The sequence below is a fragment of the Kitasatospora sp. NPDC094016 genome, from assembly GCF_040304045.1.
Lineage (GTDB): Bacteria > Actinomycetota > Actinomycetes > Streptomycetales > Streptomycetaceae > Kitasatospora.
In genome coordinates, this window is sequence record NZ_JBEOUK010000038.1 from 1 (window position 1) to 24,339 (window position 24,339).

A 24,339-nucleotide genomic window follows, 5' to 3' on the forward strand; every position below is an offset into this window, starting at 1 on the left:
TTTCTCTGTGGCTCACCCCCCCCGGGGGGGGGCCCCCCCGGGGGGGCCCCCCCCCCCCCCCGGCGGGCCCGGACCGCTCACCGGTCCGGGCCCGCGCGCCGTCACGAGCCGGCGGTGGCCGCCTCCAGGGTGGTGGCCATGATCGGGCTGGTGAAGGTGTTCGTCGCATCGCCCGTGGAGGGGTGGTAGGAGCCCCACTTGAGGTAGTTGCGGTCGCCGTCCCAGGTGGTGCCCGTGAAGGTGCCCGAGCCGGTGGTGAAGGTCTGCTTCACGCCGTCGAACCAGAAGTCGATGGTGCCGTCCGTCCGCCCCAGGTGGATCTTCAGGGCGTAGGAGTGCCAGGTGTTGTTGGTCGTCTGCGCGGTCCACAGCGAGTGCGACACGTGGTCGATGTCCCACTCCTGGAGACGGACGCGCCCGTTGACGATGTCGATCTCGATGGGGTGGTTGGCCGTGTCGGTGCTCGGCGAGCACTTCAGCTGGAAGACGTACCGGCTGTTGGTGTCCTTGATGTCCACCTTGGACGACCAGCCCAGGTAGAAGGTGTCGCCCTCCTTCAGGTCCGGGCTGAGCGTCTCGCAGCGCTCCTCGCCGGCGGCCTGGAAGGCCCGCCACACGTTGCCCTTGGCCGCGTCCTTGACGACGCCGAAGTTGTTCGCCGCGCACTGGACGGCCTTGAACGAGGACGGGCCGGTGCTGGTGCTCGGGGTCCACAGGACCTGGCCGGCCGCGCTGCTGGGCGTCACCCCGGCGCAGGTGATCGCGAACGTGCCGAGGGCGGCGGCCGCGGCGGCGGCCTTGCGGCGGTGGTTCAGAAGGGACATGCCTCTCCCGGGGGGATGAGTGGCCGATACGAGCGATCAGTGATTCGACCACCGCCGGGCCCGTCCGGCCACATGGAACGGCTGACGGAAGGTCCCTTTCGGACACTTCCGCCGGCCGTCCTGTCAGCCTGAACCCGAGCCCGGGCCCGTCCGTTACGGGGTGCGCGGCCCCCCGGAGCCCTCAGCACCGGCGCTGCCCTCAGCGCCCTCGTCGTAGGAGGAGGTGCCCTCGTCCAGCAGCGGCTCCTGCGTCTTGAGGTGTGCGGGGGCCAGCGCCCGCAGCGTGTGGTAGCCGGTGATGACGACCAGGGTGCCCAGCGCGATGCCGCTGAGGCTGAAGGTGTCGGTGAACTTCAGGGTGACGTTGCCGATGCCGATGATGATGCCCGCCGCGGCCGGCACCAGGTTCAGCGGGTTGCGCAGGTCCACCTGGGCCCGGGTCCAGATCTGCGCGCCGAGCAGGCCGATCATGCCGTACAGGATGACGGTGATGCCGCCGAGCACCCCGCCGGGGATCGCGGCGACGACGGCGCCGAACTTCGGGCAGACGCCGAACAGCAGCGCGAAGCCGGCCGCGGCCCAGTAGGCGGCGGTGGAGTAGACCCGGGTGGCGGCCATGACGCCGATGTTCTCGGAGTAGGTGGTGTTCGGCGGGCCGCCGAGCGCGGTGGAGAGCATGGAGCCGACGCCGTCGGCGGAGATCGCGACGCCGAGCTTGTCGTCCAGCGTCTGGCCGGTCATCTCGCCCACGGCCTTGACGTGTCCGGCGTTCTCCGCGACGAGGGCGATCACCACGGGCAGGGCGACCAGGATCGCGGACCACTGGAAGGAGGGGCCGTGGAAGTCGGGCAGGCCGATCCAGTCCGCCTTGCCGACGCCCGACAGGTCCAGGCGCCAGTGGTCGGTGAGGTGGCCGCCCGCGTCCACCGAGTGGATCTTGCCGAAGACCTGGTCGAACAGCCAGGAGATCCCGTACCCGAAGAGCAGCCCGAGGAAGATCGCCACGCGCGACCAGAAGCCGCGCAGGCACACCACGGCCAGACCGGTGAACAGCATCACCAGCAGCGCCGTCCACTGGTCCTGCGGCCAGTAGGTCGACGCGGTGACGGGGGCGAGGTTGAAGCCGATCAGCATGACGACCGCGCCGGTCACGATCGGCGGCATCGCCGCGTGGATGATCCGTGCCCCGAACCGCTGGACCGCGAGGCCCACCAGGAACAGCGCCGCGCCCACCACGAACACCGCACCGGTCACGGTCGCGCTGGTGCCGCCCTGCGCCCGGATCACCGCGGCCACGCCCACGAAGGACAGCGAGCAGCCGAGGTAGCTGGGCACCCGGCCGCGGGTGGCCAGCAGGAAGATGATCGTCGAGACGCCGGACATCATGATCGCCAGGTTGGGGTTGAGCCCCATCAGCACGGGCGCCACGAAGCTCGCGCCGAACATGGCCACCACGTGCTGGGCGCCGAGCCCTGCCGTGCGGGGCCAGGAGAGCCGTTCGTCGGGGCGGACGACCGCCCCCGGCGCGGGCGTACGCCCGTCACCGTGCAGCTTCCAGCGCACGCCGAGATCCATGGTGGGGGTTCGCTTTCTCTGTACTTCCGGTGAACTGTCCGCACCATTCTCCCGGTCACCGGGCCTCCCGCGCGCACCCGGCCCGGCCTTGACCTGCGCACTCGCGCGGCGCGGGGGCGACGCAGCCGGTTTACAGCAGCTCGGCCCGGGCGGCCTGGATGCCCGCCTGGAACCGGGTCCGGGCCCCGAACCGGTCCATCAGCTCCCGAACCCAGCGCTGCACCGTCCGGGTGGACACCCCCAGCTGGCGGGCGATCGACTCGTCGGTGAGCCCCGCCGCGAGCAGCGGGAGCAGCTGGCGGTGCCGGTCTTCCGGATTCTCCTCCGGCAGGGCGGGCAGCCGCATCGCCTGCGCCCAGTACAGCTCGAACAGCCCGGTCAGCGCGTCCAGCAGGGTGGAGGGCCGGATCAGCAGCACGCTCTGCAGCTCGGTGCCCGCGCTGACCGGCAGCAGCGCCCAGCGGTCGTCCAACAGCGCCAGCTTCAAGGGCAGTTCGGTGTGCACCCGGGCCTGCTCCCCGGCCGTGGCGAAGGAGTGGATCTCCGCCAGGCGCTCCGGATCGCGCAGCACCTGGCTGTGGTACACCACCCTGGTCGTCACCCCCCTTGCCAGCAGGGCCAGTTCGGTCTGCGGATCGCTGCGCCGGATGTACGGGGGCCGGTCCAGGACCCGCAACTGCCGGCGCACCCCCTGTTGCAGGGTGCGCCACAGCTCGGCGACGGACCTGCGCCCGCAGATCACCTCGGCCGGCCCGTCGGAGCCGGTGCCGTCCCGGCCCTGCCGGTAGGCGCGCATCAGCTCGCCCATCCGCCCCCGGGCGCGCCGCAGTTCGACCTCGCGCCGCAGCAGCAGTTCCTCCACCGCCACGTCCGGCGGCACCGCCGCCCAGGCCCCGGCCGCGCAGGCCTCCACGAGCCCCTGCGCGGCCAGCGAGACCAGCGCCGCGAGCACGATCGAGGCCTGGAGGTTCATCTGGGTGGCCAGCCACTGCGGGTCGGCGGCCTGGACGCCGAGCAGCCGCAGGTAGAGCTGTTCCTCGACCGTGCCGAGGCCGAGTCCGGCGAGCATGCCCGTCCCCGACACTGCGCCCTCCTCGTCCTGCACCGCCAGTGGACGAGCCGACTGTGCGCCACTCGGTGCCCGAAATCAAGGGATTGATCGGTCGACATGTTCCCGCCATGTCGGGTTCCTGCCCGTGCGACTCCCTTCCCGGCCGCCCACGGCGCCCGCAAGCTGGGCGGCACCCCCTCAACCCCCAGTGAAGGAGCCCCCCATGGCCCTTTCCCGCACCGGCCGGCTCGTGCTCGCCGCCCTGCTGGCCCTCCCGGCCGCCGCGGCCGCGACCCCGGCCACCGCCGCCCCCGCCACCCACTCCGCCGCGCACGGCTACGGCGCCGCGCACGGCTACGGCGCCGCGCACCGCTTCGGCCACGGCGCCCGCTACGACGGCGGAGTCTGGGGCGGCTACGTCGCCCAGGGCAACGGCTTCCAGAGCGTCTCCGGCTCCTGGACCATGCCCGCCGTGCAGTGCAACACCACCAACGACCTGTTCGCCCCGTGGGTCGGCATCGACGGCTACGGCTCGCAGACCGTCGAGCAGACCGGTGTCCAGGCGGACTGCTCCAGCGGCTCCCCGGTCTACTCGGCCTGGTACGAGATGTACCCGGCCCCGCCGCAGTACTTCAGCGACCCGGTGGACGCCGGTGACAGCTTCACCGCCTCGGTGGTCAACAGCGGTGGTTCCAGCTACGCCCTGCAGATCACCGACAACACCAAGGGCTGGACCGAGACCACCACCCAGCAGCTCAACGGCCAGAACGTCAGCGCCGAGGCCGTGATCGAGTCCCCGAGCCAGAGCTACCCCTCCTTCAGCCGCCTGGACTTCTCCGGCGTCACGGTCAACGGCCAGGTCTTCGACGGCTACTCCCCGCAGGCCATCAACAGCGGCCCCTACACCGAGACCCCGCTCAGCAACGGCTCCTTCGCGATAGTCCCCGCCTGACCCGCCCCGCCTGCACCGCCGGCCTGACCCGTTCGACCTGACCCGCCTCCGAGCCCGCCCCGGCCCCCGCCATCCTGCGGGGGCCGGGGCGGGCTCGCGTCTCATCGGGACTCATGTCCCAATGGGACATTTCCGGGTGTACGGTGGCTCCCGTGACCACCGAGAAGGCCGAGCGCAGCACAGAGGGACGGCGTGACCGCAAGGCACGCCGCACCCGCGAGTCACTGGCCGCCGCCGCCCTCCAGCTGGTGCTGGACCACGGCCTGGCCGCCGTCTCCGTCGAGGACGTCACCGACCGGGCCGACGTCTCCCGCCGCACCTTCAGCCGGTACTTCGCCTCCCGCGAGGACGCCGTGCTGGACTGCCTGCGCGCCGACTTCGGCCGGATCAACGCGGCGCTGGCGGCCCGCCCCGCCGCCGAGACCCCGGTGGCCGCCTACCGCGCGGCGCTGCGGATCTGGCTGGGCGACGAGCGGGACCCGGCCTGGCACCGGCGCCCCGGCGTGCGGGAGCTGTTCGGCCTGATCGCCGCCGAGCCCTCGCTGACCGCCGCCTACCGGCGGATCTGCGTCGACGAGGAGGAGGCCTCCATCCGGATCGCCGCCGCCCGCCTCGGCCTGGACGCGGAGTACGACCTGCGTCCGGCCGTCGCCGTCGGCCTCGGTGTGGCCGCCCTCCAGGCCGCCGCCCGCGCCTGGGTCCGCCACCCCGTCGGCGCCGACGAACCGGATCTGCCCGACCTCGTGGAACGGGCCTTCGACCTGCTCGCCGCCGAACCGCCCCCCGACGGCCCGGCGGCCTGAACCACCGCGCCCCCCGGCGCACCCGCACGAAAGGACGTACGCCATGACCGGCACCGACCACCCCCAGGAGTTCACCGGCAAGGCCGCACTGGTCACCGGTGGTGCCTCCGGCATCGGCCTCGCCGTGGCCCGCCGCCTGGCGGCCGGCGGCGCGGCCGTCGCCGTCGCCGACTTCGACCTGGAGGGCGCCCGCAGGGCCGCCGCCGAACTGGAGGCCGCCGGCGCCCGGGCCCTGGCGATCGGGACGGACGTCACCGACCCGGAGTCGGTGCGGGCCGCCGTCCAGGCCACCGTGGACGGCCTCGGCGCCCTGCACCTGGCCGTCAACAACGCCGGCATCAGCGGCGCGAAGGCCCCCACCGGCGCGTACGAGCCCGAGCAGTGGCGCCGGGTCCTGGCCACCAACCTCGACGGAGTCTTCTACTCGCTGCGCTACGAGATCCCCGCCATCCTCGCGGCCGGCGGCGGCGCCGTCGTCAACATGGCCTCGATCCTGGGCACCAACGGCTTCGCCGGTTCGCCCGCCTACGCCGCCGCCAAGCACGGCGTGGTGGGTCTGACCAAGACCGCCGCCCTGGAGTACGCCGCGCAGGGCGTGCGGATCAACGCCGTCGGCCCGGGCTTCATCGACACCCCGCTGCTGAGCGCGGCCGACGAGGAGGCCCGTCAGGCGCTGGTCGCCCTGCACCCGGCCGGCCGGCTCGGCCGTGCCGAGGAGGTCGCCGAACTGACCGCCTTCCTGCTCTCCGACCGGGCCTCCTTCATCCACGGCAGTTACCACCTGGTCGACGGCGCCTACGCGGCCCGCTGACCGGCCCGTCACCGGCCCGTCCGGGAGCCGGGGCAGCGCAACCGGGGGGACAGGCAAGTCCGGGGGAGCAGAGAGAGGGAGTCCGAAACCCATGAAGGCAGTCCAGTACCGCAGCGTCGGCGCCGCCCCCGAGGTGGTCACCGTCCCCGATCCGGAGCCCGGCCCCGGCCAGGTCCTGCTCAAGGTCACCGCGGCGGGGGTGTGCCACTCCGACATCGCCGTGATGAGCATGCCCGCCGAGCGGCTCTCCTTCCCCCTGCCGCTCACCCTCGGGCACGAGGGCGTCGGCACCGTGGCCGCGCTCGGCGCGGGTGTGACCGGCCTGGCCGAGGGCGAACCGGTCGCCGTCTACGGGCCGTGGGGCTGCGGCGGCTGCGCCAAGTGCGCGGAGGGCAAGGAGAACTACTGCCTGCGCGCCGCCGAACTGGGCATCCGCCCGCCCGGCCTGGGCGCCCCCGGGGCGATGGCCGAGTACATGCTGGTGGACAGCCCCCGGCACCTGGTGCCGCTCGGCGACCTCGACCCGGTCCGGGCCGTGCCGCTCACGGACGCCGGCCTGACCCCGTACCACGCCATCAGGCGCTCACTCGGCAAGCTGACGCCCGGCAGCACCGTCGTGGTGATCGGCACCGGCGGCCTGGGTCACGTCGCGATCCAGCTGCTGCGTGCGATGACCGCGGCCCGGGTGATCGCCCTGGACGTGACGGAGGAGAAGCTCGCGCTGGCCCGCAGCGTCGGCGCGCACGAGACGGTCCGCTCCGACGCCTCCGCGCCCGCCCGGGTGCGCGAACTCACCGGCGGCGTCGGCGCCCAGGTGGTGCTGGACTTCGTCGGCGCCCCGCCCACGGCGGCCGCGGCCGGCGCGATGGTGGCGGTGGAGGGCGACGTGACGATCGTCGGCCTCGGCGGCGGCACCCTGGCCGTCGGCTTCGGCGCCCTGCCGTACGAGGTCTCGGTGTCCTCCCCGTACTGGGGCACCCGCGCCGAGCTGATGGAGGTCCTCGACCTCGCCCGGGCCGGCGCGGTGGACGTGCGCGTCGAGACCTTCGGGATCGACGAGGCGCCGCTCGCCTACGAGCGCCTGCACAGCGGCCGGATCAACGGGCGCGCCGTCATCCTCCCCAACGGCTGACGGCTGACGGCTGGGGCCCCGGTCCCGCCGGCCCCGACCAGGGGCGGCGGGACCGGGGCCGTCAGCACGGTGCAGCGGTCAGGAGCGTCAGAACTGGACGTCGGTGCAGGAGTAGAAGGCGTTGCCGGTGTCGGCGACGTCCCAGACCGCCACCACCACCTGGTGCCCGGTACGACCGCTGGGGAGGGTCGCGGTGTGGGTGGTGGTGGCGGCGGGCTGGCGGCCGTTGTAGGGGACGGTCAGGAAGGGGGTGAGGTCCAGGCTGGCCCGGGTGATCGGCTGGCTCGCGTCGTAACCGGGCTTGGTGAGGAAGTACCTGAAGTTCGTGGTGGAGTGCCGGGCCTCGATGTACCAGGTGAAGGTGAGCTGCTGGCCCGCCGTCACCCGGGTGGTCGGCCAGGTGCCGTTGCGCGGGTTGTCCAGCGGGGCCCAACGGGCGTCCCCGCCGGCGCAGATGGTGCCGTCGGCCGGGCCCCGGCCGGGGAAGCCCTTCGGGCCTTCGACACTCTGCGGTTCCCATTGGATGTCGCCGCAGTCCCACGGCACCCCGCCCGCTCCGCAGAGCGCGGACCGGCTGGGCGGCAGGTTGATGTAGCCGTGCGACTGGGCGGGCAGGGCCAGCACGAGCGGGAGCGCGATCGCGGCTGCGGCCGCGCCGGCGAGATGACGTTTGCGCATGGTGCTCCTCCGTGGGGGTGGATGGAGTGTGCGCCCGACGTAGGACGCGCGCGTGGGGGCGCGGCCGAAGATCGTGGCATGCCTGCGTCAGGTCGGTGCTGACACCGTAGAAGCCCCCGCCCGGGCCGTCAATGGTCTGAACCATTGCCGGGTCATTGCCGAGCCATTGCCGTGCCCCGGACCTCCGCGCCCCCGCAGGTCAGGGAGTCAGGACGATCTTGCCGCTGACGGTCCCGGACTCCGCCAGCCGCAGGGCCTCGGCGGCCCGGGCGAGCGGAAGCCGGGCGGCGATCCGGGCGGTGACGTCACCGCGGGCGACGGCGGCGAACACCTGGGCGAGGTCGGACCGCAGGCGGGCGCGGAAGCGGTCCCGGCCGAGGGCGCGGCCGGCCCAGATGTTGTAGAAGTGGGCGCGGCGGCCGTTGGGCAGGGTGTTCCAGAGCCAGGTGCGGGCGAGGATCTTCAGCACGGGCCACTGCTTGGAGCCGCTGTCGTCGCGGGTGGAGGCGCTGCCGTAGGCGACGAGGGTGCCACCGGGGGCGAGCAGGTGCCAGGAGTCGATCACGCTGCGCCCGCCGACGTGGTCGAACACGGCGTCCACCCCGCCGGGCGCCAGCTCCCGGACTCGGGCCGCCACGTCCTCGGTGCGGTAGTCGACCGGGGTCGCGCCGAGCTCCCGCAGGGCGTCGTGGTGCCGCGCGGACGCGGTGCCGATCACCTGTACGCCGGCCGCGCGCGCCAACTGGACCAGCACGGAGCCCACCCCGCCGGAGGCGCCGTGCACCAGGATCCGCTGCCCGGTGCGCACCCGCGCCCGGCGGTGCAGCAGCTGCCAGGCCGTGATGCCGTTGACCACCACGGTCTCCGCCTCGGCCGCGGTGAGGCCGTCCGGGACGGGCACGGCGTCGGCGGCGTCGACGGTCACGTGGCTGGCCCACCCGCCGACCTTCATCAGCGCGGCCACCCGCTGCCCGGCCAGCCCCGGGTCGACGCCCTCGCCGGTGGCCAGTACCCGGCCGACCAGGTCGTAGCCGGGGACGAACGGGAACGGCGGCTGGTCGTAGTACCGGCCGCGGCGCATCTGCTGCTCGGCGAACGAGACGCCGCTCGCCTCCATGGCGATCAGGACCTGTCCCCGGCCGGCCCGCGGTACGGCTCCGTGCCGGATCTCCAGGCCCTCCGGCGCCACGACGCCCGGCAGTACGACCTGGACGAGGCGTTCGGTGTCCATGACGCCCTCCTTCTCGGTAGATGCTGTTGCCTTCGTTAGAAGTTATAACGACAGGCATCGGTGAGAGTCAAGAGGGGGAGTGATAGCCTCTAACGAGATGGTGATGTCGTCGTCGTGAGGTCTGGAGGCGGCCATGGGCGCGTCGGATGTGAGGACTCCCCGGGAGCGCTACCGCGCCCAGGTGCAGGAGGAGATCAAGGAGCGGGCCTGGGAGCAGATCGCCACCGCCGGGGCCTCCGCGCTGTCCCTCAACGCCATCGCCAAGCGGATGGGCATGAGCGGCCCGGCCCTCTACCGGTACTTCGCCAGTCGCGACGAGCTGATCACCGAACTCGTCCGGGACGCCTACCGGAGCCTCGCCGACGCCTTCCGGGCCCGCGCCGCCGCGGGTGCCGACGTGGCCGGGCTGGCGCAGGCGCTGCGCCGGTGGGCCCTGGACGACCCCCAGCGGTACCTGCTCGTCTACGGCACTCCCGTGCCCGGCTACCGGGCGCCCGAGGACACCACCCGGATCTCCGTGGAGATCATGGCCGTCCTGCTCGATGCCTGCGCCGCCGAACGGTCGCTCGTCGAACAGCCGCCCGTCGAACAGCCGCCCGTCGAGCAGCCGCCGGCGGAGCGGTCACCGGCCGTGCCGCCGTCCCCGTTCGACGCCCACCTCGCCGAACACCGGGCCTGGGCCGGGGAGCACCCGGCCCCGCCGGCGGTCCTCCACCTGGCCCTCGCCGTCTGGACCCGGCTGCACGGCGTGCTCTCCCTCGAACTCGCCGGCCACTTCGCCGGCATGGGGTTCGACCCCGCCGAGCTCTACGCCGCCGAGCTCCGCTCGCTCACCGGCCGCTGACGGCGCGGCGCGGGCCCGGGTGTACGGACGGGGCCCCGGGCGGCCGTGCGGCGCCCGGGGCCCCGTCGGAGGTCAGGCGTCGGAGTAGCTGAGGTCACCCACCGTCCAACTGCTCACGTCCTCGATGGCGATCCGGTACATGCCGCCGGTGTGGGGCAGTCCGAAGTCGCCCTGGAGGATCCGCGCCCGGTGCAGGTGCAGGTGCGTCGGCCGTTCGGGCACGCTGGCGGAGGGCGGCGAGAAGAGGGCGGCGAACGGCTTCAAGTGCTGTGAGGTGTGCAGGACTTCCGACACCCGCTCGAACCAGAGGGCCATCGGTGCGAGCCGGCCGGTGATGACCGCTCCGGGGACGACCACGGTCAAGGACATCTGGTTGCTGTGCTCGGACTCCACCATGGCGGCGATGTCAACGAGGAGCTCATCAGAGTTCGACATGCACCCAGACTATTGCGCCGCCGCCGGCTTCGGTGGTCTCGTGCACGGTTCGGTGCAGGCCGGGCGCGTGACCGTGCGCGTGGCCTGTCCTACGGCCTACGCACGGTCCGGCGTCCTGGGGAAGGTCTCGTGGAACCTTCCGGGGCCCGGGCCCTGGTGTCCCGGGGGGAGCCCCGGGTCAGAGCTTCCACATCTCGGCGTACGGAGGGGTGAGTCGCTCCTGGCGGGAGCCGAAGTCGACGAGGACCGCGATGTCGCTGCCGTCCTCGACGTCGACGACCCGGCCGAGGCCGTGCTTGTCGTGGGTGACCCGGTCGCCCGCGGCGAACCGCTTGCGGGGCACCTCGGCCGGGGCTTTGAAGGGGCTGGTGGGCAGGTGGCGCCGGACTGCCGGTGATTTCGTCATCCCGATCAGTATGCTCCGAAAAACCGGGGAGCGGACCCTTCCGGAGGGCCGGAACCCCGCCGGGTGACAGGGCGCCACCAGTCGGCCCCGGCTCGGCGGACCCGCCCGGCCCGAAAAAATTCTCCGCCCGACCGGGCCCCGCCGCCGCCACCCCAACTGCCCTGGCGGCACCTCCCGTTGCCGACCCCGTCGGCGGGCGAGCCGATCCTGTGGGGGAGGGGCGGGAAAGACCGGGTGCGGAACATCCACCGCGACGAGCCCGGGCCTGCTACAGTCGATTTAGTTGCAGTAGTGGTTCCCATGAACTTTGTGTGCGCCTGCTGATGTATTGCAGGCGCATTTTTTGTTTTCCGGCTCTTTCCCCGGCGGGTGCTCATCGCGGCGACTCGACGTCCGCACGGTGCGGACTTCGTACAGTCTCTCGAAGGAGATTTTTTAATGGCTACTGGTACCGTGAAGTGGTTCAACGCGGAAAAGGGCTTCGGCTTCATCGAGCAGGAGGACGGCGGCGCTGACGTCTTCGCCCACTACTCGAACATCAACGCCCAGGGCTTCCGTGAGCTGCTCGAGGGCCAGAAGGTCGAGTTCGACGTCACGCAGGGCCAGAAGGGCCCGCAGGCCGAGAACATTCGCCCGCTGTAGTTCTCTGCCACGGCACTCGCCTGGTAGCGAGGGGCCCGCACCGTGCACTACGCCCGGTGCGGGCCCCTCGGCCGTTCCACCCCCGATCGCCTCCGGCTGTTCCGGCCGCCAGGCCGCCCCGGCCGTACCGGGCCCCGTGGATCCGCCCTCGGCCGTCGTCCGCCGTTCCGCGCGGGCCGTGTCGCGCCGACCGCGCGCACCGGCGCCCGCCCACCGGTGGCTGCACCGTCCATGCCTCGCCCGGCCGCATCGTTCGCGCCCCGCCCGGCACATCTCCGGCCCGTTTCTTGTGATCTCCGCGCGTCCGTGCAGCGGAGCCTTCCTCGCGACGTGCCGTCCTGAGGAAGGTTCCGTATGAACCGCTCGACTCGCCCGTCGCACCGCAGCCCGCACCGCCGGACCGGAGCCCCGAACCGGGCCCAGGGCCGCTCCTCCCAGCAGGAGTTCGAACTCCCGGTCAGCACCACCCCCGCCCTGCCCGCCGTCGAGTCGTTCGACGAACTGGACATGCCCGCGGCCCTGTTGAAGACGCTGACCCGCCAGGGCGTCACCTCGCCGTTCCCCATCCAGGCCACCACGCTGCCGAACTCGCTGGCCGGCCGTGACGTGCTCGGCCGGGGCCGGACGGGCTCCGGCAAGACCATCGCCTTCGGTCTCGCCGTGCTGGCCCGCACCGCCGCGCGTGCCGCCGGCCGCAGGGCCGAGCCGGGCAGCCCGCTGGCCCTGGTGCTGGTCCCCACCCGGGAGCTCGCGCAGCAGGTCACCGAGGCGCTCACCCCTTACGCGCACTCGGTGCGGCTGCGGATGGCGACCGTGGTGGGCGGCGTGTCGATCGGCCGCCAGTCCCAGGTGCTGCACCGGGGCGCCGAGGTCGTCGTGGCCACCCCCGGCCGGCTGAAGGACCTGATCCAGCGCGGCCACTGCCGGCTGGACGACGTCGACATCGCGGTCCTGGACGAGGCCGACCAGATGGCCGACATGGGCTTCCTGCCCCAGGTCACCGAGCTGCTCGAACAGGTCGCCGCCGACTGCCAGACGCTGCTCTTCTCCGCCACCCTGGACCGCAACGTCGACCGGCTGGTGCGCCGCTTCCTCAAGGACCCGGTCACCCACTCGGTGGATCCGTCGGCCGGAGCGGTCACCACCATGGAGCACCACGTGCTGCATGTGCAGAACCACGACAAGAACACCCTGATCGTCCGCATCGCCGCCCGGGACGGCGGGGTGATCATGTTCACCGAGACCCGGGACCGTGCCGACGCGCTGGTCGAGGACCTGCTCGCCAACGGGGTGAAGGCCGCGGCCCTGCACGGCGGCAAGTCCCAGCCCCAGCGCACCCGGACCCTGGAGCAGTTCCGCACCGGCCAGGTCACCGCGCTGATCGCCACCAACGTCGCCGCGCGGGGGATCCACGTCGACGGCCTCGACCTGGTCGTCAACCTGGACCCGCCGGTCGACCACAAGGACTACCTCCACCGGGGCGGTCGCACCGCCCGGGCCGGCGAGTCCGGCACCGTCGTCACCCTCGTCCTGCCCAGCCAGCGCCGCCAGATGGCCCGGCTGGCGGCCACCGCCGGGATCGCCCCCACGACCACCCGCGTCCACTCCGACGACGACGAACTCGCCCGCCTCACCGGGGCCCGCGTTCCGACCGGCATCCCCGTGACGATCCCCGACCCGGTCGTCGAGCGTCCCCGCCGCTCCGCCCGGGGCGCCGTCGGTGGCGGGCGCCGCCGCCCGGCCGGCGCTGCCGCCGCCCGTCATCCGCGCTCCGTGAGGTCCGCCGCGCGGTCCTGACCTTGTTCGTGCGGGCCCGGTACGACGGCCCCGTGCTCCCCGCCCCGACGGGCGGTGGAGCGCGGGGCCGTTCGCGTTCAGGCCCGGGGCGGGCCGCCTTCCGCGGCGAGGAGGAAGTCGAGGGCCGGCCGGGTCTGGTCCCTGAGCAGGTGGCCGGCCTCGGGGAGGAAGGTGACCGAGACCCGGGGGGCGGCCCGCTGGAGCCGGCGGCGGGTGTCGTGGGAGTCGATGAGCCGGTCGCGGCCACCGATGGTGACCTGCACCGGCATCTCCAGGCCCGCCAGGTCGGCGTCGGTGACGACCGGGAGCTTCTCCCGCCGCGGCCGGAAGTGCTGATGGATGAGCAGCACGTACTCGCCGAAGGCGCGCTGCTCGGCCGTGGGCGGGGCGGTGGTGGGGGCGGGGGCCAGGGCCAGCCCCAGCATCGTGCGCCGCCCCCACTCCCCGAACGGCAGCACGAACAGCGCGGCGACCAGGACGCCCCACTTCTGGCGGCCGATCCCGCTGGGGCAGCGCAGCGCCAGCCGGTCCACCCGCTGCGGGCGGCGGATGGCGTAGTCGAGGGCCAGCAGCCCGCCCAGCGACGTCCCCGCGAAGGCGGCGCGCTCGACGCGCAGCGCGTCCAGCACGTCGTCCAGCCACAGCGCGTGCGCGTCGGAGTGCAGTTCGGGGCGTACGGGGGCGCTCAGGCCGGGCTCGCCGATCACGTCGACGGCGTAGACGCGGAAGTGCCGGGCCCACAGGGCCACGTCGTCCGCCCACATCGCCGTGTTCGCCCCGGACCCGTGCAGCAGGACCAGGGGCGCCGCGTCCTCGGGGCCGCAGGCCAGGACGAAGGTCGAACCCTGGCGGGTGGGGACGTGCAGCCGTTCGGCGGGCACGGGCCAGCGGTCCAGGAGGGCGGTGTACTCCTGGGCGAGGACGCGGGCGCCCTCGTCGGAGGTGTAGATGGTCATGCCGTACTCCAGCTCGCTCGATAGGTAGGTATCTATCCTTAAACTACCGCGAGAGGTGAAGTAAAGATGATTTTAGGGAGTGATGGGGAGTGGGTCGCCTCGGGCGGAAACGACTCCGGCCCGGCCGCCGTTGGGGGCGACCGGGCCGGGAGGCGGGAAGGTTCAGGAGCGCTTGGGCGGCATCACGGCCAGTGCGAGGAGGAGCACCAGGACGCCGCCGCAGGCGTTCCAGAAGCCGTTCTCCAGATCGCCGATCCCGAGCGAGAGCGGCTTCAGCTCCCGCCCCTTCTGGTACACCCAGAGCACGCCGGTGACCACCGCGACCACGGCGGCCAGGAGCAGGCCCGGGCGCGAGCGCACCAGCAGCGCCAGCACCGCGATCGCCGCGGCGACGGCCAGCAGCAGGAACATCGACATACCGGTCGACGTGGTGCGGGTGGGTGACATGCCCCGGAACAGGTCGGCGACCGGTACGGACCTCGGATCGCTCTTGGCGTACCAGGGCTGGAACGAACTGAGCACCAGCCCTGCCGCGCCGGCCAGGGCCAACAAGCTTGCTACGGCGGTTCGCATGGGACGGGACCCCCACTTTCCTCTTGGTCGTGTTCCTCATGGCCGGCCGATCGTCATCACGATCGGCGCCCCCGCCTGGAGCATGCCATGGACGACCGGCCGGCCGGTGCCCAACAGCCGGATCAGCGCCACAAGTCGGGCGACGGCCGGGTGCGGCGCGCGAGCCCGCGGAAGTGACGGGGCGGCGGCCGACCGGTCAGAAGATCGAGCAGCCGGAGAGGGTGGTCAGGGCGTCCAGGGCGGTGACCGCGGCCACCGAGTTGCCGGCCTGGTCCAGCCGGGGGCCCCAGGCGCAGACCGCGGCCCGCCCGGGCAGTATCGCGAGGACGCCGCCGCCCACGCCGCTCTTGCCCGGCAGCCCGACCCGGAAGGCGAACTCGCCCGCCGCGTCGTAGGTGCCGCAGGTGAGCAGGACGGCGTTGACGCGCTTGGCCTCGCTGCGCGACATCAGCCGGGTGCCGTCGGTGCGCACCCCGTAGCGGGCCAGGAAGGAGCCGGCCAGGACCAGGTCCCGGCAGCTGGCGGACACCGCGCAGTGCGCGTAGTAGTGGTCGAGGACGGTCTCGACCGGGTTCTCCAGGTTGCCGTGGCTGGCGATGAAGTGGGCCAGGGCGGCGTTGCGGTGGCCGTGCTCGGCCTCGGACGCGGCCACGACCGGATCGGTGTCGAGCAGCGGGTTGCCGGACTCCCGGCGGAGGAACTCGCGGACCGCCCCGGCGGCGTCGCCCGTCATGGTCTGCAGGCGGTCGGTCACCACGAGCGCGCCGGCGTTGATGAACGGGTTGCGCGGGATGCCGTGCTCGCTCTCCAGCTGCACCAGCGAGTTGAAGGGATTGCCGGACGGCTCCCGCCCCACCCCGCGCCAGACCGTGTCCCCGCCGTGGGCCAGGGCCAGCGCCAGGGTGAACAGCTTCGAGACGCTCTGGACGGAGAACGGCTGCTCCCAGTCCCCGACCCCGTACAGCTCGCCGTCGACGGTGGCCACCGCCATGCCGAAGGCGTCCGGGTCGACCGTGGCGAGGGCGGGGATGTAGTCGGCGACATGCCCTTGGTCGCCGGTCGCCCGCGCGGCCGCCGCCGCGGCATCCAGCAGCAGCCGGTAGTCGAGGTTCTCTCCGGCGGGCATACCGTTCAACGCTGTTCCTCCATGAGCACGATCAGGACCACGACCTGGTCCGATACAGGATTATCCGTGCTCCGGGACGCGCGGACGCGCACCCCGACTCCACCTGAAACACAACTCAGTCATTCTCTTAACCGGGTTCAGTTATGCTGCTCCGTGCGTACGCGCTGCGGGCGCACGGCCGGGCGGAACCGGTGGCAGGGAAGTGACGGGGAAAGGGGTGCGGCGATGGCGGGAGACCTCCGGCGCGCGGACGGCGAGCGGAAGACGGCCGGTCTCGACGGGGAACTGGACGGCGAACGGGCCCACGTCGAGGCCTGCCGGGCGGCACTGGCCTGGCAGGTCGAGGACGCGGACCACCAGGTCGCCGCCGCGGAGGACGTCTCCGGCGACGGCGCCGGCGCGGAGGCCCTCGGCCGCTACCTGCGGACCCGGGCCCGGCGGATGCGGGAACTGCCGCAGAGCCCGGCGTTCTTCGGCCGGCTCGACTTCGACGACGCCCCGGAGACCGGCGACCACCGGCGCCAGCGCTACTACGTGGGCCGCCGCCGGATCTCGGCCGACCCGGCCGCGCCGCCGCTGGTGATCGACTGGCGGGCCCCGGTCTCCAGGGCGTTCTACCAGGCGAGCGCAGACCGGCCGCTCGGCCTCGCGAGGCGACGACGCTTCGGCTGGGCGCCGTCGAGCCCCGGCGCGCCCGAGGACCTCACCGGCCTGGAGGACGAGCACCTGGACCGCGCCGGGGCGCTGGGCGGGCGGCGAGGCGCCGGCGGCATCCTCGCCGCCGAGATCGAACGCCCCCGGACCGGGCCGATGCGTGACATCGTCGCCACCATCCAGCCCGAGCAGGACGCGCTGGTGCGCGGCGGGCTGACCGAGTCGGTGTGTGTCCAGGGCGCGCCGGGCAGCGGAAAGACCGCCGTCGGCCTGCACCGCGCCGCCTACCTGCTCTACACCTTCCCCCAGCGGATCCAGCGCGGTGGCCTGCTGGTCGTCGGCCCGAACCCGACCTTCCTGCGCTACATCGCCGAAGTCCTGCCCGCGCTCGGCGAGATCGACATCGCCCAGTGCACCGTCGAGGACCTGGTGGCCACGCACCCCGTCCAGGCGGAGGACGACGATCGGGCCGCCGCGGTCAAGCAGGACGCCCGGATGGCGGCCGTGCTGCGCCGGGCGCTGTACGGGCCGGTCGGCGCGACCGGCTCCGAGGCGTTGGTCGTCCCGGACGGCTCCTACCGCTGGCGTGTCCCGGCGGACGAACTGGACCGGATGGTCACCGAACTGCGCGAGCAGGACGCGCCGTACGCGATCGGCCGGGAGAACCTCCGCACCCGAGTGGTGGCCGCGCTCCAGGACCGGGCCGAGCGGCGGTCCGGGATCAAGGGCGGAGCCTGGCGGGCGAGGATCGGCCGCTGCCGGCCGGTGACGTCCTTCCTCGACGCGGCGTGGCCCGCGCTGCGCCCGGAGGCGGTGCTGGCGGCCCTGCTCGGCGACCCCGCCGTCCTGGCCGAGGCCGCCGACGGCCTGCTCGCGCCGGCCGAGCAGGCGGCGATCCGCCGGCACCGGCCGCCGCGCTCGCCGAAGAGCGCGCGCTGGTCCGGGCACGACCTGCTGCTGCTCGACGAGGTGGCCGGGCTGATCGAGCGGCCGGCCGGCTTCGGCCACGTGGTGGTCGACGAGGCGCAGGACCTCTCGCCGATGCAGTGCCGGGCGATCGCCCGCCGCAGTGCCTTCGGTTCGCTCACCGTCCTCGGCGACCTCGCGCAGGCGACCGCGCCGTGGTCGGCGCGCAGCTGGCCCGAGCAACTGGCCCACCTGGGCAAGCCGCAGGCGGCCGTGGTCCCGCTGACCACCGGTTTCCGGGTGCCTGCGGCCGTCCTGGCCCTGGCCAACCGACTGCTCGCCGCGCTGGACGTGGGCGTCCCGCCGGCCCGCTCGCTGCGCCAGGACGGCGAGCTGACGATACGTCATGTCGACGACCCGGGGCGGGCGGTGGTGGAGGCGGTGCGCGGCGCGCTGGAGCGGGAGGGGTCGATCGCGGTCATCGCCGCGGACGCGGAGGCCCCGGGGGCCGCCTCGGCACTGCGGGAGGCCGGGGTGGCGGCCGCGTCGGCGGCGGAGGTCGGCACCCCGGCACGGGTCACGGTGCTACCGGCCTCGCTGGTCAAGGGACTTGAGTACGACCATGTGATCGTGCTGGAGCCCGCCGCCATCGTCGAGGCCGAACCGCGCGGCCTGCACCGCCTCTACGTGGTCGTGACCCGGGCGGTGTCCCGGCTGGACGTGCTGCACGCCCGTCCGCTGCCGGCCGCCTGGTCCTGAGGGCGGCCGGCAGCCGGGCGGTCGGGCGCGGGCCGTCAGGGGGCGGAGGTGGGGGCCTGGACGGGCGGGCCGGTGAGGAGGGTGCCGGTGTCGGAGTAGGGCCAGCCGTTCGGGACGCAGCCGTGCAGGCCCTTGATCTGCTGCATCATCACCGGCGCCGGAGCGCCCGGGCCCGGGCAGTCGACGTGGCCGTTGCCGAGGATGTGGCCGACCTCGTGGTTGACGGCGAGCGCGTGGTAGAGCTCGGGCTTGCCGACGTAGAACTCCGAAAGCTCCGTCCAGCGCTTGAGGTTGATGACGACCTGGTGGCCCACGCCGCAGTTCACCGTGCCGCCGGTGTCCAGGCCGTACTGGCCGCAGATCCGGTCGGTGGTCTTCGGGGTGGCCAGGTAGACGGTGAAGTCCACCGGGTCGGCGGGCATGCGCTGGAAGGAGGCGGTGCCACCGGCGGCCCAGCCGTACTGGACGTTCCCGAGGACCGCGTCGACCTCGGCGGCGAACTGCCCGGGGCTCTCGGCGATCCCGTTCTCCGCCCGCACCTTGTAGCGGTACAGGTGCTCGCCGGTGCCGAAGCGGGGCGAGTCGCCGGCGGCCGTGGTGAACTCCATGGGCTTCTGCCCGTCGCCCGGGGCCCACGGGTGCCACCACAGCAGGCCGGCGGTCACGGCGCCCGCCACCACCAGGGCGAGCGCGCCGTGCCAGAGCCGCAGGCGCCGGAATCCGGTGAACGTCTTCATCGGCTGCCCCCGGCTGCGAGGCGCGCCCTCGCTCCGGTGGTCGGGTCGGGTCCGGTGGACCCGCCGGGTATGGAGGTGTGGGGCGTCGGGGTGGGCATGGCGGTGAAGGGCTCCTGGGCGGGTTCGGTCGGGATCAGACGAGTCTAGGCGGAGTTCGGACGGGTTCAGACGGGTTCGGACGGGGTTCGGCCGCCGAAAGGAAGGGCGTTATGGGGAGGAACGGGCGAAAGCGGACCACCGGTTCAGTCGGTCGGTGACGGTCCGTCGGTCGCGCGGCCCGATCGGTTCCCGGAACCACTCGAAGGTGCCACCCGTGCGGCGTGTCCCTCGGCGTCGGCGGCGCTTTCCGCTGTCGTGGTGCACGTTGATCACCGGCCGCGTCCGAGCGGACCCGGCCGGGCTTCCCCACCCCGCCCCATCCCACCTCACCTCACCGGAGGCACCGCCATGTCCATCACCACCGTCCTCACCGTCGACGGCATGAGCTGCGGCCACTGCGAGAAGACGGTCAGCGCCGGGCTGGCCGCCCTCCCCGGCGTCACCGGGGTCAGCGCCGACGCGCCGACCGGCCGCGTCACCGTGGCGTCCGCGCAACCGCTCGACGACGCCGTGCTCCGTGGCGCGGTCGCCGGGGCCGGGTTCACCTTCGTCGGCCGGGGCTGACCCGCCCCCGGCAACCGGCTGAGGGGGAGGGGTGGCCCGGGGCCTGCCCGGCGGATCCGCCGGACAGGCCCCGGGCGCCCGGGGCCTGTCCGGCGGCGTCAGCCCATGCTCTTCGCGCCGTCCAGGGCCTCGCGGATGATGTCGGCGTGGCCCGCGTGCTGGGCGCTCTCGGCGACGATGTGCATCAGCACTCGGCGGGCCGACCATTCGGTGTCGGCCTCGAACCAGGGGGCCTTCGGCAGCGGCTGGGCGGCGCCCAGGTCGGGGAGGGTGGCGACCAGGTCGTCGGTGCGGCGGGCCACCTCGGCGTACTCGGCCAGGACGCCGGCCAGCGTCTCGCCGGGCAGCAGGCGGAACTCGTCCGCACGGCGGGCGAAGTCGGCCTCGGTGAAGCTGCTGAAGTCGGGCATCGCGGACGGGCCTTCCACGATGAAGGCCACCCAGAACCGCTCGACCGCGCTCACGTGCTTGATCAGGCCGCCCAGGCACAGTGCGCTGACGGTGGTCCGCAGACCGGCCTGCTCGTCGGTGAGGTCGCGGGTGGTGAAGCGCAGGAAGTGCCGCTGCTTGGCCAGGGCCGCCAGCAGGTCGGCGCGCTCGCCGGCGGTGGTGCTGTTGTTCGGGGTCGCGGTGCTGGTCATGGTGGTGGCCTTCCGTTCGGTTCCTGCTCCTTCGGACAAGGTCCACGCTAGACGCGATAGCGGCCACTTCCTGGCCTGAATTCCGGGATGATCGGCGTCATGGCGAACACCAGCACCCGGACGCTGCGACTGCTCTCCCTGCTCCAGACCCACCGTTACTGGCCCGGCGAGGAGCTGGCCGACCGGCTTGGGGTCTCGATCCGCACCCTGCGCCGCGACATCGACCGACTGCGCGAACTCGGCTACCCCGTGGAGGCGCAGCGCGGCGTCGACGGCGGCTACCAACTCGCCGCGGGCGCCGCGCTGCCCCCGCTGGTGATCGACGACGAGGAGGCGGTCGCTCTGGCCGTGGGCCTCCAGGCCGCGGCGGAGAGCCCGGTGGAGGGCATCGCCGAGGCCTCGGTGCGGGTGCTGGCCAAGGTGGTGCAGGTGATGCCCGCCCGGCTGCGGCACCGGGTCGAGGCGCTGCGCGCGGTGACCGTCCCTGTCGGCGGGGGTGCCACGGCCGGGCCGGGCGTCGACCCCGACCGGCTCACCGTGGTCGCGCTGGCCTGCCGGGACAGCGAGCGGCTGCGCTTCTCCTACACCGCCGCCGACGGTCGGCACGCCGAACGGCAGGTCGAACCGCACCGGCTGGTCTGCCTGCACCGCCGCTGGTACCTGGTCGCCTACGACCTCGACCGGCAGGACTGGCGCACCTTCCGGCTCGACCGGCTGAGCGCGCCGCAGGGCGGCGGCGTCCGGTTCGGGCCCCGTTCGCTGCCCGCCGCCGACGCCGCCGAGTTCGTCCGGGCCGGTCTCAACGGCGTGCCGCGCCCGTACCGGGTGTCGGCGCTGGTGGACGCTCCGGCCGCGACCGTCCGCGCCCGGGTCGGCCGGTGGGGCACCGTCGAGGAGGTCGACGCCGGGCGCTGCCACCTGGAGATGACCGCAGACTCCCTGGACTGGCCCGCCATGGCGCTCGGCTCGCTGGGCGCGGACTTCCGCGTCCTCGGCCCGCCCGAACTGCTCGACCTCGTCGAGGAGTGGGGCGCGCGGTTCACCCGGGCGGCGCGGGGCGGCCTGGGGGAGTAGGGCACCGGGGCAGGACATCCGCGGCGAGCGGGACCAGCACGTCGTCACCCTGACCATCGACCGCGCGCACGAGCTCGACGCGCTCGACCACCCGACCATCGACGCGCTGCTCGCCGAACCCGACCGCGTCGACGCCGACGACACCGTCCGAGGTCGTGCTGACCGGCGCCGGGCAGCGGGCGTTCAGCGCGGGTGCCGACATCCCGCCGCTCAGGACGACGACAACGCGGACGGCCGGGCCATCCGCTCGGATGGCCCGGCCGTCGCCCCTCGCCCGGGCAGGTCAGAACGCCGAGTTGGCGCACCAGTGCGCGAGCAGTTCCTCGTCTCCGCGCACGTCGAGGCGGGCGGAGGCCAGGTCGAGGCGGCCGTACAGGAGCAGCAGCAGATCGGCGGCGCTCGCTCGGACGGTCGCGTCGGCCTCCGGGCCCGGGCCGTCCGCGTCGAGCCCGAAGCCGTCGGGCCGCAGGCGGATCAGCCAGTCGCCGTCCGCGGAGCCGGCGTTGCCGTCGGTGCGGGTGAAGCGAATGGTGCGGTCCGCGCCGCGCAGTTCGGCGGTCCCCGGGGCGAAGAAGGCGGCGAAGGGCAGGTTGGTGAGGAATTCGGACACCCCGTCGGCGGCCGGCTCCGGGTCGAGCACCGGGGTGCGCCCGAGGGCGAGTTCCGCGTCGGCGCGGTGGACCAAGGTCTCGAACAGCATCCGCCGTACCCAGAAGCGGGCGTGCTGGTCGGCGCCCCAGGCCCACATCGGGGCGTCGAGGTCGGTCTCCGCGAACGCGGCGCCGGCCTCGGCCGCGGCCTCCGCCAGCCAGGCGGGGTAGCCGTCCGGCCCGGCGGGCAGCCGGAGGTCGACCTCGCGGCTGCGGGGCGGCTGCTGGATCCGCTGCCGGAGCAGGACGGTGAACCAGCGCTGCACGCTGCCGGTGTGGCGGGTGAGGTCGGTCAGTGTCCAGCCGGGGCAGGTGGGCACCGGGGTGGCCGGGTCGGCGTCCTGGAGGGCGGCGACGAGCCGGGCGGTCTCCGCGGCGACGGCGGCGCCGTGGTCGATGGTGGTCATGAGGGTGCTCGCTCGGTGTCGGGGTGGCGGGGAGGGGAGGAGCGGTCGGACGGGGGAGGAGCGGTCGGACGAGGGGGAGCGGTCAGGCGAGGGGCTTGTCGACGACGGCCTTGGCATGGCTGAAGGTGTCGAGGGAGTACTCGCCGTGGTAGCGGCCCATGCCGCTTTCGCCGACGCCGCCGAACGGCAGCTCGGGCATGGCGAGGTAGGAGACCGGCAGTCCGAAGGAGAGCGCGCCGGAGGAGGTCTCCTCGGTCAGGCGCTGCTTGGTGTGCGCGGACTCGGTGAAGGCGTAGAGGGCGAGCGGCTTGTCGCGCTCGTTGATGAAGGCGATCGCCGCGTCGAGGTCGGGCACGGCGACGACGGGGAGGATCGGGCCGAAGATCTCGGCCCGCATCACGGGGGCCTCGGGGGAGACGTCGGCGAGGACGGTCGGGGCGAGGTAGCGGTCGGCGCGGTCGTGGGTGCCGCCGGTGACGGTCCGACCGTCGCCGAGCAGAGCGGTGAGCCGGTCGAAGTGGCGCTCGTTGACGATCCGGCCGTACTCGCCGCCGGTCGCCGGGTCGTCGCCGTACAGTTCCCGGACGGCGTCGGCGAGGTGCGCCTCCAGCGCGGGCGCGCTCTCGCCGATGGCGAGGACGTAGTCGGGGGCGACGCAGGTCTGGCCGGCGTTGAGGAACTTGCCCCGGGCGATCCGCCGGGCGGTGACCGCGAGGTCGACGCCGGGTTCGACCACCACCGGGCTCTTGCCGCCGAGTTCCAGGGTGACCGGGGTCAGGTGCCGGGCGGCGGCCGCCATGACGATCCGGCCGACGGCGCCGTTGCCGGTGTAGAAGATGTGGTCGAAGCGCTGCTCCAGCAGTGCGGTGGTCTCCGGGACGGCGCCTTCGACGACGGCGACGGCCGCCGGGTCGAGGTAGCGCGGGAGCAGCCGGGCGAGCGCGGCGGAGGTCGCGGGGGCGAGCTCGCTGGGCTTGAGGACGGCCGCGTTCCCGGCGGCCAGCGCGCCGACCAGCGGGGACAGGGCGAGCTGGAGCGGGTAGTTCCAGGGCGCGATGATCAGGACCACGCCGAGCGGGTCGCGCACCATGCGGGCCGCGGCGGGCTGGAAGACCTCGGGCACGGCGGCGGGCTTCGGCCGCAGCCACTGCTCCAGGTGGGCGACGGTGTGGTCGAGCTCGTTGAGCGTGAAGCCGATCTCGGTGCGGTAGGCCTCGGCGGTGTTCTTGCCGAGGTCCTCGTGCAGGGCTTGGAGGAACGCCTCGGACTGCTCGGTGAGCAGCGAGCGCAGCGCCGCCAGCTGGGCCTGGCGCCAGGCGAGCGGCTTGGTCCGGCCGGTGTCGAAGGCGGCGCGCAGGCGGGTGACCGTGGCGGCGGCGGTCTCCGGGGCGGCTTCCGTGGCTTCGGGGGCGGTGTCCGGGGTGGCGGCGGGGGTGTGGTTCATGAGGGTCTCGGGGTCCTTCCAGCTGGCTTGAGGTCGTCGATGGTTTATGACCTCAAGCATTCTTGGACGGTAAACCTCAATGGTTGAGGGTGTCAAGCAATGTGCCTATGCTCGAACCGTGCACCAGAACCCCCACCCGGACCCACCGGCCACGCCGGGCGAGCTGATGGATCAGCTCGCCCGGGTGGCCGCGGCCTACTACCGCCACTTCGCCTCCGCCGCGGCCGGGCACGGGCTGACCCTGATGCAGGGCAAGACCCTCAGCCTGCTCACCCGGCCGCGCTCCATGCGCGCCCTCGCCGGACTGCTGTCCTGCGACGCCTCCAACGTCACCGGCATCGTCGACCGGCTGGAGGGCCGCGACCTGGTCCGCCGCGAGCCCGACCCCGCCGACCGCCGGGTCAAGAGCATCGCCCTGACCGACCGGGGCGAGCACACCGTCCGGCTGATCCGGGCCGACCTGATGTCCGGCCTGACCGCGCTGGAACAGCTCTCCGGCCAGGACCGGGCCGCCCTGGGCGCGCTGCTGGACCGGGCGTTCCCCGAGACGGCGGCCCCGCCGGCCTGA

Annotated in this window: 25 protein-coding genes; 11 read left to right on the forward strand and 14 right to left on the reverse strand. The window is 73.6% G+C overall.

The window, feature by feature from the left end; translation table 11 throughout:
* Positions 1-101: 101 nt before the first annotated feature.
* The 3 genes from ABT015_RS28155 to ABT015_RS28165 all read right to left on the reverse strand — a co-directional run bounded on the left by ABT015_RS28155 (position 102) and on the right by ABT015_RS28165 (position 3,483).
* Positions 102-824, reverse strand: a complete 723-nt coding sequence (locus ABT015_RS28155; RefSeq protein ID WP_350883887.1) for a polysaccharide lyase family protein — start codon at positions 822-824, stop codon at positions 102-104.
* Between the two features lie 153 nt (positions 825-977).
* Complete coding sequence (locus ABT015_RS28160) at positions 978-2,399, reverse strand: uracil-xanthine permease family protein (RefSeq protein WP_350883889.1); 1,422 nt, start codon at positions 2,397-2,399, stop codon at positions 978-980.
* Positions 2,400-2,529: 130 nt separating this feature from the next.
* Positions 2,530-3,483: a LuxR C-terminal-related transcriptional regulator gene (locus tag ABT015_RS28165; RefSeq protein ID WP_350883891.1), complete on the reverse strand. Its 954-nt coding sequence runs from the start codon at positions 3,481-3,483 to the stop codon at positions 2,530-2,532.
* Positions 3,484-3,673: 190 nt separating this feature from the next.
* Here ABT015_RS28165 and ABT015_RS28170 point away from each other — a divergent pair, with 190 nt between their 5' ends.
* The 4 genes from ABT015_RS28170 (at position 3,674) to ABT015_RS28185 (ending at position 7,148) form a co-directional block, all read left to right on the forward strand.
* Positions 3,674-4,402 carry a G1 family glutamic endopeptidase gene (locus ABT015_RS28170; RefSeq protein ID WP_350883893.1) on the forward strand — a complete coding sequence of 243 codons (729 nt, stop codon included), beginning with the start codon at positions 3,674-3,676 and terminating at the stop codon, positions 4,400-4,402.
* Positions 4,403-4,554: 152 nt separating this feature from the next.
* Positions 4,555-5,205 (forward strand): TetR/AcrR family transcriptional regulator, encoded by a 651-nt coding sequence (locus ABT015_RS28175; RefSeq protein WP_350883895.1) that lies wholly within the window; start codon positions 4,555-4,557, stop codon positions 5,203-5,205.
* Positions 5,206-5,248: 43 nt separating this feature from the next.
* On the forward strand, positions 5,249-6,016 hold the full coding sequence (locus ABT015_RS28180; protein WP_350883897.1) for an SDR family NAD(P)-dependent oxidoreductase: 768 nt from the start codon (positions 5,249-5,251) through the stop codon (positions 6,014-6,016).
* 91 nt (positions 6,017-6,107) lie between these two features.
* On the forward strand, positions 6,108-7,148 hold the full coding sequence (locus tag ABT015_RS28185; RefSeq protein WP_350883899.1) for an NAD(P)-dependent alcohol dehydrogenase: 1,041 nt from the start codon (positions 6,108-6,110) through the stop codon (positions 7,146-7,148).
* Between the two features lie 87 nt (positions 7,149-7,235).
* On the opposite strand, the gene ABT015_RS28190 is transcribed toward ABT015_RS28185, so the two are convergent.
* Positions 7,236-7,826, reverse strand: coding sequence for a lytic polysaccharide monooxygenase (locus ABT015_RS28190; protein ID WP_350883901.1), 591 nt, complete (start codon positions 7,824-7,826; stop codon positions 7,236-7,238).
* A 199-nt stretch (positions 7,827-8,025) separates the two neighbouring features.
* On the reverse strand, positions 8,026-9,057 hold the full coding sequence (locus tag ABT015_RS28195) for a medium chain dehydrogenase/reductase family protein (protein ID WP_350883903.1): 1,032 nt from the start codon (positions 9,055-9,057) through the stop codon (positions 8,026-8,028).
* A 133-nt stretch (positions 9,058-9,190) separates the two neighbouring features.
* Here ABT015_RS28195 and ABT015_RS28200 point away from each other — a divergent pair, with 133 nt between their 5' ends.
* Positions 9,191-9,901, forward strand: a complete 711-nt coding sequence (locus ABT015_RS28200) for a TetR/AcrR family transcriptional regulator (RefSeq protein WP_350883905.1) — start codon at positions 9,191-9,193, stop codon at positions 9,899-9,901.
* Between the two features lie 72 nt (positions 9,902-9,973).
* Here ABT015_RS28200 and ABT015_RS28205 read toward each other — a convergent pair whose 3' ends face one another.
* Both ABT015_RS28205 and ABT015_RS28210 read right to left on the reverse strand, forming a co-directional pair.
* Positions 9,974-10,336 (reverse strand): GvpU-like protein, encoded by a 363-nt coding sequence (locus ABT015_RS28205; protein WP_350883907.1) that lies wholly within the window; start codon positions 10,334-10,336, stop codon positions 9,974-9,976.
* Positions 10,337-10,514: 178 nt separating this feature from the next.
* The gene (locus ABT015_RS28210; protein ID WP_063350359.1) at positions 10,515-10,742 is read right to left on the reverse strand and encodes a hypothetical protein; all 228 of its coding nucleotides are present in this window, start codon (positions 10,740-10,742) and stop codon (positions 10,515-10,517) included.
* A gap of 438 nt (positions 10,743-11,180) precedes the next feature.
* Between ABT015_RS28210 and ABT015_RS28215 the strand changes: the two genes are divergently transcribed.
* On the forward strand, positions 11,181-11,384 hold the full coding sequence (locus ABT015_RS28215) for a cold-shock protein (RefSeq protein WP_063350360.1): 204 nt from the start codon (positions 11,181-11,183) through the stop codon (positions 11,382-11,384).
* A gap of 354 nt (positions 11,385-11,738) precedes the next feature.
* On the forward strand, positions 11,739-13,181 hold the full coding sequence (locus ABT015_RS28220) for a DEAD/DEAH box helicase (protein ID WP_350883910.1): 1,443 nt from the start codon (positions 11,739-11,741) through the stop codon (positions 13,179-13,181).
* 77 nt (positions 13,182-13,258) lie between these two features.
* Here the strand turns inward: ABT015_RS28220 and ABT015_RS28225 are convergent, their stop codons facing one another.
* The 3 genes from ABT015_RS28225 to ABT015_RS28235 form a co-directional block, all read right to left on the reverse strand.
* Complete coding sequence (locus ABT015_RS28225; protein ID WP_350883912.1) at positions 13,259-14,137, reverse strand: alpha/beta fold hydrolase; 879 nt, start codon at positions 14,135-14,137, stop codon at positions 13,259-13,261.
* Positions 14,138-14,299: 162 nt separating this feature from the next.
* Entirely contained in the window at positions 14,300-14,710 is a 411-nt protein-coding gene (locus tag ABT015_RS28230) for a hypothetical protein (protein ID WP_350883914.1), read from the reverse strand.
* 196 nt (positions 14,711-14,906) lie between these two features.
* Complete coding sequence (locus ABT015_RS28235; protein WP_350884044.1) at positions 14,907-15,836, reverse strand: glutaminase; 930 nt, start codon at positions 15,834-15,836, stop codon at positions 14,907-14,909.
* A 225-nt stretch (positions 15,837-16,061) separates the two neighbouring features.
* On the opposite strand from ABT015_RS28235, the gene ABT015_RS28240 reads away from it, so the two are divergent.
* Positions 16,062-18,155, forward strand: a complete 2,094-nt coding sequence (locus tag ABT015_RS28240) for a HelD family protein (RefSeq protein ID WP_350883916.1) — start codon at positions 16,062-16,064, stop codon at positions 18,153-18,155.
* 35 nt (positions 18,156-18,190) lie between these two features.
* Here the strand turns inward: ABT015_RS28240 and ABT015_RS28245 are convergent, their stop codons facing one another.
* On the reverse strand, positions 18,191-18,892 hold the full coding sequence (locus ABT015_RS28245; RefSeq protein WP_350883918.1) for a DUF3152 domain-containing protein: 702 nt from the start codon (positions 18,890-18,892) through the stop codon (positions 18,191-18,193).
* Between the two features lie 447 nt (positions 18,893-19,339).
* Between ABT015_RS28245 and ABT015_RS28250 the strand changes: the two genes are divergently transcribed.
* Positions 19,340-19,555 (forward strand): heavy-metal-associated domain-containing protein, encoded by a 216-nt coding sequence (locus ABT015_RS28250; RefSeq protein WP_350883920.1) that lies wholly within the window; start codon positions 19,340-19,342, stop codon positions 19,553-19,555.
* Positions 19,556-19,653: 98 nt separating this feature from the next.
* Here the strand turns inward: ABT015_RS28250 and ABT015_RS28255 are convergent, their stop codons facing one another.
* Positions 19,654-20,196, reverse strand: a complete 543-nt coding sequence (locus ABT015_RS28255; protein ID WP_350883922.1) for a DinB family protein — start codon at positions 20,194-20,196, stop codon at positions 19,654-19,656.
* A 99-nt stretch (positions 20,197-20,295) separates the two neighbouring features.
* Here ABT015_RS28255 and ABT015_RS28260 point away from each other — a divergent pair, with 99 nt between their 5' ends.
* Positions 20,296-21,270 carry a helix-turn-helix transcriptional regulator gene (locus ABT015_RS28260; RefSeq protein ID WP_350883924.1) on the forward strand — a complete coding sequence of 325 codons (975 nt, stop codon included), beginning with the start codon at positions 20,296-20,298 and terminating at the stop codon, positions 21,268-21,270.
* 283 nt (positions 21,271-21,553) lie between these two features.
* On the opposite strand, the gene ABT015_RS28265 is transcribed toward ABT015_RS28260, so the two are convergent.
* Positions 21,554-22,327, reverse strand: a complete 774-nt coding sequence (locus tag ABT015_RS28265) for a maleylpyruvate isomerase family mycothiol-dependent enzyme (protein ID WP_350883926.1) — start codon at positions 22,325-22,327, stop codon at positions 21,554-21,556.
* A gap of 82 nt (positions 22,328-22,409) precedes the next feature.
* Positions 22,410-23,771, reverse strand: coding sequence for an aldehyde dehydrogenase family protein (locus ABT015_RS28270; RefSeq protein ID WP_350883928.1), 1,362 nt, complete (start codon positions 23,769-23,771; stop codon positions 22,410-22,412).
* A gap of 118 nt (positions 23,772-23,889) precedes the next feature.
* Between ABT015_RS28270 and ABT015_RS28275 the strand changes: the two genes are divergently transcribed.
* Positions 23,890-24,339, forward strand: a complete 450-nt coding sequence (locus tag ABT015_RS28275; RefSeq protein WP_350883930.1) for a MarR family winged helix-turn-helix transcriptional regulator — start codon at positions 23,890-23,892, stop codon at positions 24,337-24,339.